The 13,013-nt window shown below is 68.4% G+C and carries 9 protein-coding genes; 6 read left to right on the top strand and 3 right to left on the bottom strand.

Annotation, left to right across the window (positions count from 1 at the left end):
• Positions 1-3 precede the first annotated feature (3 nt).
• The 4 genes from ABIC94_RS01285 to ABIC94_RS01270 are packed head-to-tail and all read left to right on the top strand — an operon-like array spanning position 4 to position 7,733.
• Positions 4-4,203, top strand: coding sequence for a YhdP family protein (locus ABIC94_RS01285; RefSeq protein ID WP_354370758.1), 4,200 nt, complete (start codon positions 4-6; stop codon positions 4,201-4,203).
• Positions 4,200-5,015 carry a carbon-nitrogen hydrolase family protein gene (locus ABIC94_RS01280; protein ID WP_354370756.1) on the top strand — a complete coding sequence of 272 codons (816 nt, stop codon included), beginning with the start codon at positions 4,200-4,202 and terminating at the stop codon, positions 5,013-5,015. The genes ABIC94_RS01285 and ABIC94_RS01280 overlap by 4 nt, the downstream gene beginning before the upstream one ends.
• Complete coding sequence (locus tag ABIC94_RS01275) at positions 5,016-7,064, top strand: two-component system sensor histidine kinase NtrB (protein ID WP_354370754.1); 2,049 nt, start codon at positions 5,016-5,018, stop codon at positions 7,062-7,064.
• A 42-nt stretch (positions 7,065-7,106) separates the two neighbouring features.
• Positions 7,107-7,733, top strand: a complete 627-nt coding sequence (locus ABIC94_RS01270) for a response regulator transcription factor (RefSeq protein WP_354370753.1) — start codon at positions 7,107-7,109, stop codon at positions 7,731-7,733.
• A gap of 30 nt (positions 7,734-7,763) precedes the next feature.
• Here ABIC94_RS01270 and ABIC94_RS01265 read toward each other — a convergent pair whose 3' ends face one another.
• The 3 genes from ABIC94_RS01265 to ABIC94_RS01255 form a co-directional block, all read right to left on the bottom strand.
• On the bottom strand, positions 7,764-8,327 hold the full coding sequence (locus tag ABIC94_RS01265; protein ID WP_354370752.1) for an OmpA family protein: 564 nt from the start codon (positions 8,325-8,327) through the stop codon (positions 7,764-7,766).
• Between the two features lie 113 nt (positions 8,328-8,440).
• Positions 8,441-9,100: an OmpA family protein gene (locus tag ABIC94_RS01260; protein ID WP_354370750.1), complete on the bottom strand. Its 660-nt coding sequence runs from the start codon at positions 9,098-9,100 to the stop codon at positions 8,441-8,443.
• 196 nt (positions 9,101-9,296) lie between these two features.
• A complete protein-coding gene (locus ABIC94_RS01255) occupies positions 9,297-9,458 on the bottom strand; it encodes a hypothetical protein (RefSeq protein ID WP_354370749.1) in 162 nt (53 codons plus the stop codon).
• Here ABIC94_RS01255 and mltA point away from each other — a divergent pair.
• Positions 9,457-10,605, top strand: a complete 1,149-nt coding sequence (mltA, locus tag ABIC94_RS01250) for a murein transglycosylase A (protein WP_354370748.1) — start codon at positions 9,457-9,459, stop codon at positions 10,603-10,605. The genes ABIC94_RS01255 and mltA overlap by 2 nt on opposite strands.
• 131 nt (positions 10,606-10,736) lie before the next feature.
• Positions 10,737-13,004: a PhoX family protein gene (locus ABIC94_RS01245; protein WP_354370746.1), complete on the top strand. Its 2,268-nt coding sequence runs from the start codon at positions 10,737-10,739 to the stop codon at positions 13,002-13,004.
• Positions 13,005-13,013 lie beyond the last annotated feature (9 nt).

Genomic DNA, 13,013 nt, shown 5'->3' with positions numbered 1-13,013 from the left:
TCAATGAACGACACGGCGTCTCCCCCTTCACGTCTGCTCAAGATCACCGCTGCGACGGCGCGCTGGCTGTTGGGTTTACTGATCGCTGCATGGCTTCTGCTTGCACTGTCAGTGGTTGTCCTACACGCGTGGATTGTGCCGCGAATCGGCGATTACCGTAGTGCCCTGGAGGCACAAGCCAGCAAGGCCATCGGGGTACCTGTGCGCATCGGGTCGATCACCGCCCGTTCCGATAGTCTGTTTCCCGTCTTCGAACTGCGCGACGTCGTGCTGCATGATGCCCAGAAGCGCGAAGCCCTGCGCCTCGTGCGGGTGGTGGCGAGCGTGTCGCCGCGCTCGTTGTGGCGCCTCAATTTCGAGCAGCTGTACATCGAGGGGCCGCAGGTCGACGTGCGCCGCGATGTGTTCGGCAAACTGCACGTGGCCGGCCTCCACATGTCCAACGACACCACCGGAGAGACCCGTGCCGCCGACTGGTTTTTCGCCCAGCGCGAGCTGGTCGTCGAAGGCGGCACCGTACGCTGGACCGACGAGCAGCGCCAGGCCGAGCCTCTGCTGCTGACCGACGTGCGCTTTGTCGCACGCAACAGCGCCCGCCGCCATGGCCTGCGGCTCGATGCCACCCCGCCGGTCGGCTGGGGCGAGCGCTTCACCCTGCGCGGCCAGTTCCGCCAGCCCTTGCTGTCGGTGCGTTCCGGCCGCTGGCAGACGTGGGACGGCCAGATCTACGCCGACCTGCCCTACATGGACGTGACCCGCCTGGGCCGCTATGTCTCCATCGACGCGCGCATCCGCGAAGGCAGCGGCGCGCTGCGCCTCTGGGCCGACGTGAAAGACGGCCAGATCGTCGGCGGCGCGGCAGACCTCGGACTCACCCGCATCGATGCCTCGCTGGGCCGGGGACTGCAGCCGCTGGTGCTGCGCTCGGTCACCGGCCGGCTCGCCGGCCAGCTGAACGAGGAAACCCTCGAATTCTCGACCGCCGCCCTGCAGTTCGACACGGCGGACGGCATGCGCTGGCCCGGCGGCAACCTGTGGCTGCAGCACTCGCCCGCGCGCGGCCGCACGCCGGAGCACGGCGCCTTGCGCGCCGACCGGCTCGACCTGGCCGCGCTGGCCCTCATTGCCGACCGCCTGCCGCTGGGCGACGCCACGCACCGCGTGCTCGATGCCTATGCGCCGCGCGGGCTGGTCGAGCGCATCGACCTGAACTGGCAGGGTTCGCTGGGCGCGCCCGAGCGCTACCAGGCAAAAGGGCGGGTCAGCGGCCTGCGCGTTGCGTCGCAGCCGGCCCCGCCGCAGACAGCCGCCAATCCGCCTGCCACTGGCACCACTGGCACCACTGGCACCGCCACCACCGCCCACCACCATCCCGGCTCGCCCGGCCTGAGCGGCGCCACGGTCGAATTCGACGCCACACACACCGGCGGCACTGCGGCCCTGTCGCTGGCGCAGGGCACGCTCGAGTTTCCGGGTGTGTTCGAGGAGCCGGTCATCCCCGTCGACCGGCTCTCGGCCCAACTCCAGTGGAAGCTCGACAACGGCCGTGCGCAGCTGCAGGTTTCCAAGCTGCGCTTCGCCAACGCCGATGCCGAAGGCGAAGCCGAAGCCAACTGGCGCACCAGCGACCCCGCCGTGTCCGCGGGCCGCGCGCGCTACCCCGGCGTGCTCGATCTGCAGGGCAAGCTGACCCGCGCCGACGGCACGCGCGTGTTCCGCTACCTGCCGCTCGACATTCCCCAGCACACGCGCGACTACGTGCGGCATGCGGTCACCAAGGGCACCGCCAGCAGCGTCGACTTCCGCGTGCGCGGCGACCTGCACGACATGCCGTTCATGGATCCGAAGCGGGGCGAGTTCCGCATCGTGGCCAAGGTGTCCGACGTCAACTACGCCTATGTGCCGCCGACGTCTGCCATTGCGGCATCCACGGCCTCGAAGGCAGCCGCCACGGCCCGCCCCGGCACGCCCGCGCCGGTCTGGCCCGCCCTCACCGGCGTTTCGGGCGAGCTGGTGTTCGAGCGCGCCGGCATGCTGGTGCGCAATGCGCGCGGGCGGCTGGCCGGTGCGACCGGCATCGAGGTGACCAAGGCCGAGGCGCAGATTGCCGACATGTCGCACCACGCCTCGCTGCTGCGTGTCGATGCCCAGGCCAAGGGGCCGCTCGGCGAGCTGCTGCGCGTGGGCGCGCCGCTGGCCGGCGAAACCGGCCAGGCGCTGTCCCGGGCGCGCGCCACGGGCTCGGCCGACTACCGGCTGCACCTCGAACTGCCGCTCGAGGCGTTGGATTCCGCCAAGGTCCAGGCGAGCATCGCGCTCTCCGACAACGAACTGCAGTTCGTGCCCGAGGCGCCGTCTTTCACCCAGGCCAAAGGCACGGTCAGTTTTACCGAAACGGGCTTTTCGCTGGCCGGCGTCCAGGCCAGGCTGCTCGGCGGCGACATTCGCATCGAAGGCCGCGGCCGCTTCGCTGGTGCCAACCGCGAAGTGGCGTTGAAGGCACAAGGCACGGCAACGGCGGAGGGCCTGCGCGGGGCGCGCGAAGCCGATTGGCTGGCCCGGCTCGCGGCCAAGGCAACCGGCAGCACGCCCTACGCGGCCACCTTCTCGATGCGCGACGGTGCACCCGAGTTCTCCTTCACCAGCACGCTGCAGGGCCTGGCCTTGCAAATGCCCGCGCCGCTCGTGAAGACGGCCGACGAACAGATGCCGCTGCGCATCGAAAAGAAGGTGCTGCAGCGCGAAACCCGCGCGGGCGTTTCAGTTGCGGTGCAGGACGAACTCTCGCTCGAACTCGGCCGCATCGGCGCGGCGCAGTATGTGCGCGACATCTCCGGCGCCGAAGCGCGCGTGCTGCGAGGAAGCATCGGCATCGGCCTGGCCGCGGGCGAAACCGCCAGCGTGCCCGACAGGGGCGTGCTGGCCAACGTCAACATCGCCAAGTTCGACATGCCCGCATGGAAAGCCCTGGTCGGCGCTGCCGCGGCCGGTGCAACCGAGGCGGGCGGCGACGAGCGGCCCGAAGACGCGGCCATGGGCTACCTGCCCACGCGCATCGCGGTGCGCGCGCAGGAGCTCGCCATTGAAGGCCGCACGCTGCACAACGTGGTGCTCGGCGGCACGCGCGACGGGTCGCTCTGGCGCGCCAACATCGACGCCACCGAACTCAGCGGCTACGCCGAGTACAGCCACTCGCAGTCCGGGCGCCTCTATGCGCGGCTCGCGCGGCTCAAGATTGCGCCGACCGAGGCCACGCAGGTCGCAACGCTGCTCGACGAGCAACCGGGCACGCTGCCCGCGCTCGATATCGTCATCGACGACTTCGAGCTGCTGGGCAAGCGGCTCGGCCGCGCCGAAATCGATGCCGTCAACCGCGGCGGCGCGGGCCGCGAATGGCTGCTCAACAAACTGAGCTTCACCATGCCCGAAGCCAGCTTCGCGGCCAAGGGCACCTGGGCCGCCGCGCCCGGCGGCAGGCCCGGGCGCGCCGAGCAGCGCCGCACGGCCATGACCTTCAGGCTCGACATTGCCGACGCCGGCGATCTGCTCGCGCGCTTCGGCATGCCCGGCGTCCTGCGGCGCGGCAGCGGCCGGCTCGAGGGCGAGGTCAACTGGCGGGGCTCGCCGTTCTCGCTCGACTACCCGAGCCTGGGCGGGCAACTGCAGATCAACGTGGGGTCGGGCCAGTTTCTCAAGGCCGACCCCGGCCTTGCCAAGCTGCTCGGCGTGCTGAGCCTGCAGGCGCTGCCGCGCCGGCTCACGCTCGACTTCCGCGACGTGTTCAGCCAGGGCTTCGCTTTCGACTTCATCCGCGGCGACGCGAAGATCACGAACGGCATTGCGAGCACCAACAACCTGCAGATGAAGGGCGTCAACGCCGCCGCGCTGATGGACGGCTCGGCCGACATCGTGCGCGAAACGCAAGACCTGCGCGTGGTGGTGGTGCCCGAAATCAACGCCGGCACGGCCGCGCTGGTGGCCACCGCCATCAACCCCGCCATCGGCCTGGGCACCTTCCTGGCGCAGTGGGTGCTGAGCAAGCCGCTCGCAGCTGCCGCCACGCAGGAGTTCCACATCGAAGGCACCTGGGCCGACCCCAAAATAGCCAAGGTGCCACGATCCATCCTGCCGAATAGCTCGAACCTTCCCGCACCCACGGCGCCGACTGCGGCGGAAGGCAAGAAAACGGAGACCACGCAATGAAAGTCGCAGCCATCCAGATGGTGTCGGCCATCGCCCGCGAAGCCAATCTCGCACGCGCCCACGACCTGCTCGCGCAAGCAGCGGCGGCGGGCGCCGAGCTGGCGGTGCTGCCCGAGTATTTCTGCATGATGGGCGCGCGCGACACCGACAAGCTGGGCCTGCGCGAAACCGCCGGTGCCGGCACGGTGCAGGGCTTTCTCGCCGATGCGGCGCGCGAGTTCGGCCTGTGGATCGTCGGCGGCACGCTGCCCATCGAGAGCAACGATGCGGAGCACGTGTTCAACAGCTCGCTGTGCTATTCGCCCGAGGGCCAGTGCGTGGCGCGCTACGACAAGATCCACCTGTTTTATTTCGACAACGGCACCGAACGCTACGACGAGCGCCGCGTCATCGCACCGGGCGCCGAGCCCGTGGTGTTCGACCTGCCCTCGCGCGACGGCCACCGCTGGCGCGTGGGCATGAGCGTCTGCTACGACCTGCGCTTTCCCGAGCTGTACCGGGCGCTCGCGAGGCAAGGCGCCGACCTGCTGCTGGTGCCCAGCGCCTTCACCCGCACCACGGGCGCCGCGCACTGGGAGGTGCTGCTGCGCGCGCGCGCCATCGAAAACCTGGCCTGGGTGGTCGCGCCCGCGCAAGGCGGCACGCACGAGAACGGCCGCCACACGTGGGGCCAGTCAATGGTCGTCGACCCCTGGGGCACGGTGGTGGCGCAACAGGCCCGCGAAGAAGGCGTGGTGCTGTTCGACGTCGATGCCGGGCAGACCGGGCGCATGCGAGCCCAGCTTCCTGTGCTCTCGCACTGCGTGCTCTAGATGCAGGATGTGCTGACCGCCGCATCGCCACGGTGGGCGCTGTCGGCGTTCGCGCGCCTGCGCTCGCTGTGGCAGCGGTGGTTTCTGTGGCTGCTCCTGGCCCTTCTGGTGTCCGCGTTGCTGATCACCGTGGTGTGGCTCGCGGGACGGCATGAGGTGGAGCAGGTGCAGGCCGCGCTCGATCGCGACACGGCCGATGCGGTTTCCGACCTTCGCATCGGCTTGCAGCGCAACGCCCAGAGTTTGCGCGCCACGCAGGCTTCGGGCCTGGACCGCACGCATTGGCCCGAGGCCGCGGCCTCGCTGCTGAGGGAGCATCGCGAGTGGCTCCGGCTCGAATGGCGCGATGCCGCGCTGCGTCCGCTGGAAGCGGCCAACACGCCCTACCGCATGCGTCTCATCGCGGAGGAGAGCCGCGGCACGGACCAACCCGATGTGGCGCTTGCCTGCACGGCTGCGCGCAAGCTCGGCGCGCCGGCCTATTCGCCGAGCCACTTCGTGCCGGTGCTCGGCGGAGGCGGTGTCGAGGTGATGGAGCTCTGCGTACCCATCGACGCGGGCGGTTTCCTGGTCGCGAGCTACTCGCTGCGCGACACGCTCATCGAGCTGGTCGGCCCTACGCTCACGCGCGGCCAGGAGGTGGCCTTTACCGAAACCGACGGCACGCGGCTGGTGGCGCTCGGCACCTCGCGCCGCACCGGAACGCGCGTTTTCACCTCGCAGCAACTCATCGACTTGCCTGGTGCCGCGCTGATGCTGCGCGTCGACGGCTGGCGCGCGGCGCCCGATCTTTTTCCGAACGTGCTGACGGCGCTGGTCACCGGCATTTCGATCGCGCTGGTGTCGGTGCTGGTGCTGCTGGCGCGCGACACGCGCCGGCGCCTGCGCGCCGAACGCGACCTGGCCGACGCGCTCGCCTTTCGCAAGGCGATGGAAGATTCCGTCATTACCGGGCTGCGCGCGCGCGACCTGCAGGGGCGCATTACCTACGTCAATCCCGCGTTCTGCGAAATGGTCGGCTTCAGCCCTGAGGAGCTGATGGCCAACAGCGGCGAATCGCCCGAGGTGCCTTACTGGCCCACCGAGCTGGCACACGAATACCAGCAGCGGCAGGTCCGGCGGCTGGCTGGCGGCATGCCGCCGCGCGAGGGCTTCGAGTCGGTCTTCATGCGCAAGGACGGCACGCGTTTTCCGGTGCTCATCTTCGAAGCCCCGCTGATCAACGCGCAGCGCGTGCAGACCGGCTGGATGAGCGCCTTCATCGACATCAGCGAGCAGCGCCGCATCGAAGAACTCTCGCGCGCCAGCCAGGAGCGTCTGCAGGCCAGCGCGCGGCTCGCCACCGTCGGCGAAATGGCCTCGCTTTTGAGCCACGAACTCACGCAGCCGCTGGCCGCCATTGCCAGCTACGCCACCGGGTCGCTCAACATGCTCGGCCCGCATGCCAAGGGCGAGCAGGCCGAAGTGGCCATGGCGGTGCGGCGCATTGCCGAGCAGGCCGATCGCGCAGGCCAGGTGATCCGCAGCGTGCACGACTTCGTGCGCCGGCGCGACCGTACGCGCGAAGCCGTGGCGCCGCAGGCGCTGATCGATGCGGTGTTGCCGCTGGTGCGGCTGCAGGCGCGCAAGCTCGGCGTGATCATCGAGGTGGTGCTCGAAGACCGCCTGCCGCAGGCCATGTGCGACCGCACGCTGGTCGAGCAGGTGCTGCTCAACCTGGCGCGCAATGCGATGCAGGCCATGGACACGCCGGACAATGCCGGGGAACGGGTGCTGCGGCTGCGCGTGGCGCGGGCCGTCGCGGTGGGCGGCACCGGCGCGGAAGACGCGCGCCGCTGGCTCGAGTTTTCGGTGGCCGACCTCGGCAGCGGCATCAGCGAAGAGGTGGCGAGCCGCCTCTTCACGCCTTTCTTCACCACGCGTGCCGACGGCATGGGGCTTGGCCTCAGCCTGTGCCGCACCGTGGTGGAGCAGCACGGCGGCGTGTTGATGTTCGAGCCCAACCGGCCTCGGGGCACGGTGTTCCGGTTTACCCTGCCGGCGGCATGACCCTTGCAGGTTTGCCGCGGCCATATTTTTGAAACGACTGACATGCAACCGCTGATCGACGGCCTCATTTTCATCGTGGACGACGACGCCAGCGTGCGCGAGGCATTGGCCTGGCTGCTGCGTTCGCGCCGCCTCGAGAGCGAGCATTTCGCGAGTGCCGAGGCCTTCGAGCAGCGCCTGGCCGAAGGGCCGTTGCCCCAGCAGCCGCTGTGCCTGTTGCTGGATGTGCGGATGCCTGGCACCAGCGGGCTGGTGCTGTTCGACCGGCTCGCGGAACGCGGCCTGCTGGCCGCCATGCCGGTCATTTTCTTGACCGGCCACGCCGACGTGCCGACGGCCGTCGACGCTGTGAAGCGCGGCGCTTTCGACTTTTGCGAGAAACCGTTTTCGGACAACGCGCTGGTCGACCGCATCGAGCAGGCGCTGGGTGCTTCGCTTCGGGCACTCGAAGTGCAGCGCGTGCGGCGCAGCCTGGTCGACCGCATTGCCGAACTTACCGACCGCGAGCGCGACGTGATGCGGCTCGTGGTCGAAGGCCTGCCGAACAAGCTGATTGCCGATCAGCTGGCCATCAGCGTGCGCACGGTGGAAGTCCACCGCGCGCGCGTGTTCGAAAAGATGGAAGTGAAATCAGCGGTCGAGCTGGCCAACCGCTTGCGGGATCTCTAGCGCCTTAACGCTCGAGCGCCCTCCGCCGTCTCAGGCCTTTTCCGCCACGAAGATTTCAACGCGGCGATTCTGGGCGCGGCCTGCGGGCGTGCCGTTGTCGGCCAGGGGCTCGCGCGAGCCGCGGCCGTCGGTGGTGATGGCCGTGGTCGAAACGCCGCGGGCCACGAGGTGGTTGCGCACGCTGTCGGCGCGGCTCACCGAGAGGCGCTCGTTGCCTTCTTCGCTGCCGGTGTTGTCGGTGTGGCCCACCACGCGCACGCTGGCCGCGGTGGCGCTGCGCAGGCCTTCGGCGACCTTGTCGAGCACCTGGGCGAGATTGCGCTTCACATTGGCGCGACCCACGTCGAACGAGAGTTCGTTGGGAATCACGAGGTGCAGCTGGTTGTCCGCGGTTTGCTCGATCACCACGCCCGTGCCCTTGGTGGAATTTTCCAGCTCGGTCTTGAGCGACGCCAGGCGCGCGGTCCAGCTGTTGGAAGGCGCGGCCGACTGTGCCGCCGGTGCGGTCGCAGAACCCGGCGCAGGCGATTGCGAGGCGCACCCCGCAACGAACAATGCGGCCGCAGCCGCACCCGAAACAACAAACTTCCTCATGAATTTTTCCCTCTTCTTGGTTGACATTGAAACGATAGCGATGGGTGCCGGCCGCTCCCGCCCGGCCGGCTTTTTCTTTTTTATCTGTATTTATCTTTTATCGGTCGATCCGGTCAGCCTCGCGGCGCGCGCTCGCCCACATAGATTTCGACGCGGCGGTTCTGCGCCCGGCCGGCATCGCTGTTGTTGTCGGCCACCGGCTCGTGCGAACCGCGGCCTTCGATGCGGAAGGCCGCTGCGCTCACGCCGCGCGCCACGAGGTAGTCGCGCGTGCTGGCGGCGCGATCGACCGACAGCGGATTGTTGATGGCGTCGGAGCCGGTGCTGTCGGTATGGCCGATGATGCGCACCTCGGCGTTCGGGTTGTTGCGCAGGCCGCCCGCGAACTGGTCGAGCACCGGCGCGAAGTTGGGCTTGATGTTGGCGCGACCCACGTCGAACGACACGTCGCTCGGAATGGCGAGCTTGAGTTCGTTGTTCGGAGTTTGCGTCACGGCCACGCCGGTGCCCTGCGTGGCGGCTTCCATCTGGCGTTTCTGGTTTTCCATGCGCTGCGACCACAGGTAGCCGCCGAGCGCGCCGGCTGCGGCACCGACCACGGCACCGGTGCCGATGGCGCCGCGGTTGCCGCCGGTGGCCGAGCCGATGGCTGCACCGCCCAAGGCGCCGATGCCGGCACCGATGCCGGTGTTGCGCTGGGTGTCGGTCATGCCGCCGGCACATCCGGACAGGACGAGAGCGGCGGCGGTGGTGGCGAGTACGAATTTTTTCATGGCATTCCCTTTCAAGGATGAATCAGGCGGGCCACAGCTTAGCTTCGGCAAGCATGCGATGGTACGACCTTCCCGATCTCTGGAAAATAAGAAAACCTTCGGCTATGCCGATGAATACTGCGATGATTGCTACTAAAGTAATAGCTAATGGCTTCTTCTCCGACATACCGCGACGGCTTCGGGCTACGCAACAAGCTCACTGTTTTGGCGGGGTGTGCCGTTCCGCGGATTCGTCGTCATCGGCGGCTTTGTCTTCGTCGTGCAGTTCACCCTTTTTTCGACCGGAAAACATGGTCCACCAGACGATCAATATGAGCACGAGCCCCGCCCCGAGGGCTTCAAGCAAAATCAATCCCATGAGAAATGGACTCCAGTGGCTGGTAGGGCTCGCGATCGTAGCAACGATGGCGGGCTGCTCGCTCAGCCCGCGCGCGCCGGAAACGCCGGCACGCCCCACCGTGACGCCTCCGCGCGACCTCGGCCCCCTGACCGGATCGCTGGCGCACCCCAAGAGCCGATGGGTGCCCGTTGGCTGGTCGGAGCTTCCGGGCTTCGGCGACGATCCGCTGCACGAAGCCTGGATTGCGCTGCTTGCCAACTGCGCGCGCCCCAATGCCGCCTTTGCACCGCTGTGCCGCGACGTGCGCCAGCTGGCCATTGCCACGCCGGAAGAGCAGCGCCAGTGGATGACCGACAGGCTCCAGCCTTACCGGGTCGAGTCGCTCGCAGGCTCGAGCGAAGGCAAGCTCACGAGCTACTACGAGCCGGTGTACGACGCCTCGCGCGTGCCCAGCGCCACCTTCAGCATTCCGATCTACCAGGCGCCCGAAGGGCTGGTGCCGCGCCGTCCCTGGTACACCCGGCAAGAGATCGAAACCCTGCCCGAAGCCCAGGCCGCCCTGCGCGGCCGCGAGATCGCATGGATGGCCGACCCCATCGACGCGCTCATGCTGCACATCCAGGGCTCGGGGCGCCTTCGCATCACCGAAGCCAACGGCGTGCAGCGCACCGTGCGCGTGGCGTTTTCGGCCACCAACGAGCAGCCCTACAAGAGCGTGCAGCAATGGTTGATTTCGCAAGGCGTGGCCAAGGTCGGCAAATGGCCGGACGACACCAAGGCATGGGCCGCGCAGAACCCGCAGCGCGTGTCGCAATTGCTGTGGAGCAATCCGCGTTATGTGTTCTTCCGTGAAGAAACCATGAGCGAGCTCGATGCGGCGTTCGGTCCGCGCGGTGCGCAGGGCGTGCCGCTGACGGCGGGGCGCTCCATCGCGGTCGACCGCGAGAGCATTCCGTACGGCACGCCGGTGTGGCTCGCGTCGAGCGGCCCCGCTGCGCAGTTGCAGAAGCTGGTGGTCGCGCAGGACACCGGCAGTGCCATCGTCGGCGCCGTGCGTGCGGACTACTTTGCGGGCACCGGCGCGGACGCCGGCCGGCTGGCTGCGAGCATGAACCAGTCGCTGCGCCTGTGGGCCCTCTGGCCGAGGCAAATGCCGGCGCCCTGACTGGCTGTCAGCTGCCGGTCGGAGGGTGAGTGAGCGCGGCTGACCGGAGGCTGAGCGTTTCACGCGGGTGTCATGCGAACTGACTACCTTCGCGGGTTGATTTCTTGTTCAACCCACGAAAGATATTGCGCATGACCGCAAACTCCCGCAGCGACGATCCTTCGATCGATCTCGACGACATCGGCACCAACCCCACTTCGAATCCCTCTTTCACCGACCTGATCGCGTCGCGCCTGAGCCGCCGCCACCTGTTCGGCCTGGGCGTCGGCACGGCCGGCACCGCGTTGCTGCAGGCATGCGGCGGTGGTGGCGGCGGCGGGGGCGTCGGCTTCCCTGTGCTGCCTCCTGCACCGGCTCCCGCACCACCGGCACCGCCGCCGCCCGCACCCGCTCCGCCGGCACCGGCGCCTGCAGCGCTCAAGCTCAACTTCAATGCCGTGGCGAAGAGCCTGGACGACGTGGTGAGCGTGCCTGCCGGCTACACCGCCAGCGTGCTTTATCGCCTGGGCGACCCGATTGCAACCGGCGTGCCGGCCTATGCCAACGACGGCACCGATGCCCCGGCCACCTATGACCGCCGTGCCGGCGACCACCACGACGGCATGACCTTCTTCGGCATGGACGGCGCGAACAAGTGGGCCCCGGCCAGTGCCACGCGCGGCCTGCTCACGATGAACCACGAAGCCATCACGCCGCTGTTCCTGCACCCCACGGGCCAGACCATCGTCGGCACGGGCAACGCGGCCGTTCGCAGCGTGGCGGACGAAGTGCTGCGCGAGTTCTATCTGCACGGCGTGAGCGTGATCGAGGTCAACAAGAACGGCAGCGCCTGGAGCTACAAGCAGGACTCGAACTTCAACCGCCGCGTTCACACGCTCACCGAAATGGCGTTCTCGGGCCCGGCCGCCAAGACCGACTCCCTGAAGACCAAGTATTCGACCGACGGCAGCAAGACCCGCGGCACGCTCAACAACTGCGCCAACGGCACCACGCCCTGGGGCACCTACCTGACCTGCGAAGAGAACTGGGCCGGCTACTTCCGCCGCATTGCCGCCACCGACAACCCCAACCGCACGGCGAAGGAAATCACCTCGTTCGCCCGCTACGGCGTTGCCAGCACCGGGCGCGAACTGTGGGCCACCGTCACGCCCGACACGACCGACAACATCTACGGCCGCTGGAACACCCAAGTGACCGGCGCCACCGCCACCGACGACTTCCGCAACGGTGCCAACACCTACGGCTGGGTGGTCGAGATCGATCCCTTCGCTCCGGCCAGCACGCCCAAGAAGCGCACCGCGCTCGGCCGCTTCGGCCACGAAGGCGCCTGCCTCGGCCCGGTCGTGGTCGGCAAGCCGCTGGTCTGGTACATGGGCGACGACTCGCAGAACGAGTACCTCTACAAGTTCGTTTCCGCCAAGGCCTGGGACGCGGCCGACATCGGCGGCGGCATTGCGGCCGGCGACAAGTACATGGACGACGGCAAGCTCTACGTCGCGCGCTTCAACGCCGACGGCACCGGCAACTGGCTGGAACTCTCGCTGGGCGTGAACGGCATCACCTCCGGCAACGCGACCTACGCCTTCGCCGATGCGGCCGACGTGGTGATCAACGCGCGCCTCGCGGCCGACGTTGCCGGTGCGACCAAGATGGACCGCCCCGAGTGGACCGCCGTCAATCCGAAGAACGGCGACGTGTACCTCACCCTCACCAACAACGCCGCGCGCACCATCAGCACGACCGATGCCGCCAACCCGCGCTACTACAACGACCCCAAGGGCGTGGCCCAGACGGCGCAGAAGGGCAACCCGAACGGCCACGTCGTTCGCTTTGCCGACGCTGGCGGCGACCCTGCGGCCGTCAGCTTCAACTGGGACGTCTACCTGTTCGGTGCGCGCTCGACGGCATCGGCCGACGTCAACCTGTCCAACCTGGTTGCCGACAACGACTTCTCCAGCCCCGACGGCATGTGGTTCAGCCATGCGACAGCCGGCCTGCTGTGGCTGCAGACCGACGACGGCAAGTACACCGACGTGACCAACTGCATGATGCTCGCGGCACTGCCGGGCCAGGTGGGAGACGGCGCGGCGAAGACGATCACCAACGTCGACGGCGCCACCAGCGCGACGCAGGCCACCTTCGTCGGCAAGGCGCCCGGCACCGACGGCCTGCGCCGCTTCCTGGTCGGCCCGAAGGACTGTGAGATCACCGGCATCGCCGAATCGGGCGACGGCCGTGCGCTGTTCGTCAACATCCAGCACCCGGGTGAAACAACTGCTGCGGCGAACATCAGCGACCCGACCAAGTTCGGCAGCCACTGGCCTGAAGGCGGCACCGCCCGCCCGCGCTCGGCCACGGTCGTCATCACCAAGGACGACGGCGGCCTGATCGGCCTCTGATCGGTTGCG

It is taken from the genome of Variovorax paradoxus, assembly GCF_040544635.1.
GTDB lineage: Bacteria > Pseudomonadota > Gammaproteobacteria > Burkholderiales > Burkholderiaceae_C > Variovorax > Variovorax paradoxus_R.
This window is presented reverse-complemented; position numbering and strand designations above follow the sequence as displayed.

What these genes read in the sequence shown, in the direction of transcription:
- ABIC94_RS01245 (WP_354370746.1), top strand. Translation starts at nt 10,737, where the DNA reads ATGACCGCAAACTCCCGCAGCGACGATCCTTCGATCGATCTCGACGAC.
- ABIC94_RS01275 (WP_354370754.1), top strand. Translation starts at nt 5,016, where the DNA reads ATGCAGGATGTGCTGACCGCCGCATCGCCACGGTGGGCGCTGTCGGCG.
- ABIC94_RS01280 (WP_354370756.1), top strand. Translation starts at nt 4,200, where the DNA reads ATGAAAGTCGCAGCCATCCAGATGGTGTCGGCCATCGCCCGCGAAGCC.
- ABIC94_RS01265 (WP_354370752.1), bottom strand. Translation starts at nt 8,327, where the DNA reads ATGAGGAAGTTTGTTGTTTCGGGTGCGGCTGCGGCCGCATTGTTCGTT.
- mltA (WP_354370748.1), top strand. Translation starts at nt 9,457, where the DNA reads ATGAGAAATGGACTCCAGTGGCTGGTAGGGCTCGCGATCGTAGCAACG.
- ABIC94_RS01270 (WP_354370753.1), top strand. Translation starts at nt 7,107, where the DNA reads ATGCAACCGCTGATCGACGGCCTCATTTTCATCGTGGACGACGACGCC.
- ABIC94_RS01285 (WP_354370758.1), top strand. Translation starts at nt 4, where the DNA reads ATGAACGACACGGCGTCTCCCCCTTCACGTCTGCTCAAGATCACCGCT.
- ABIC94_RS01260 (WP_354370750.1), bottom strand. Translation starts at nt 9,100, where the DNA reads ATGAAAAAATTCGTACTCGCCACCACCGCCGCCGCTCTCGTCCTGTCC.
- ABIC94_RS01255 (WP_354370749.1), bottom strand. Translation starts at nt 9,458, where the DNA reads ATGGGATTGATTTTGCTTGAAGCCCTCGGGGCGGGGCTCGTGCTCATA.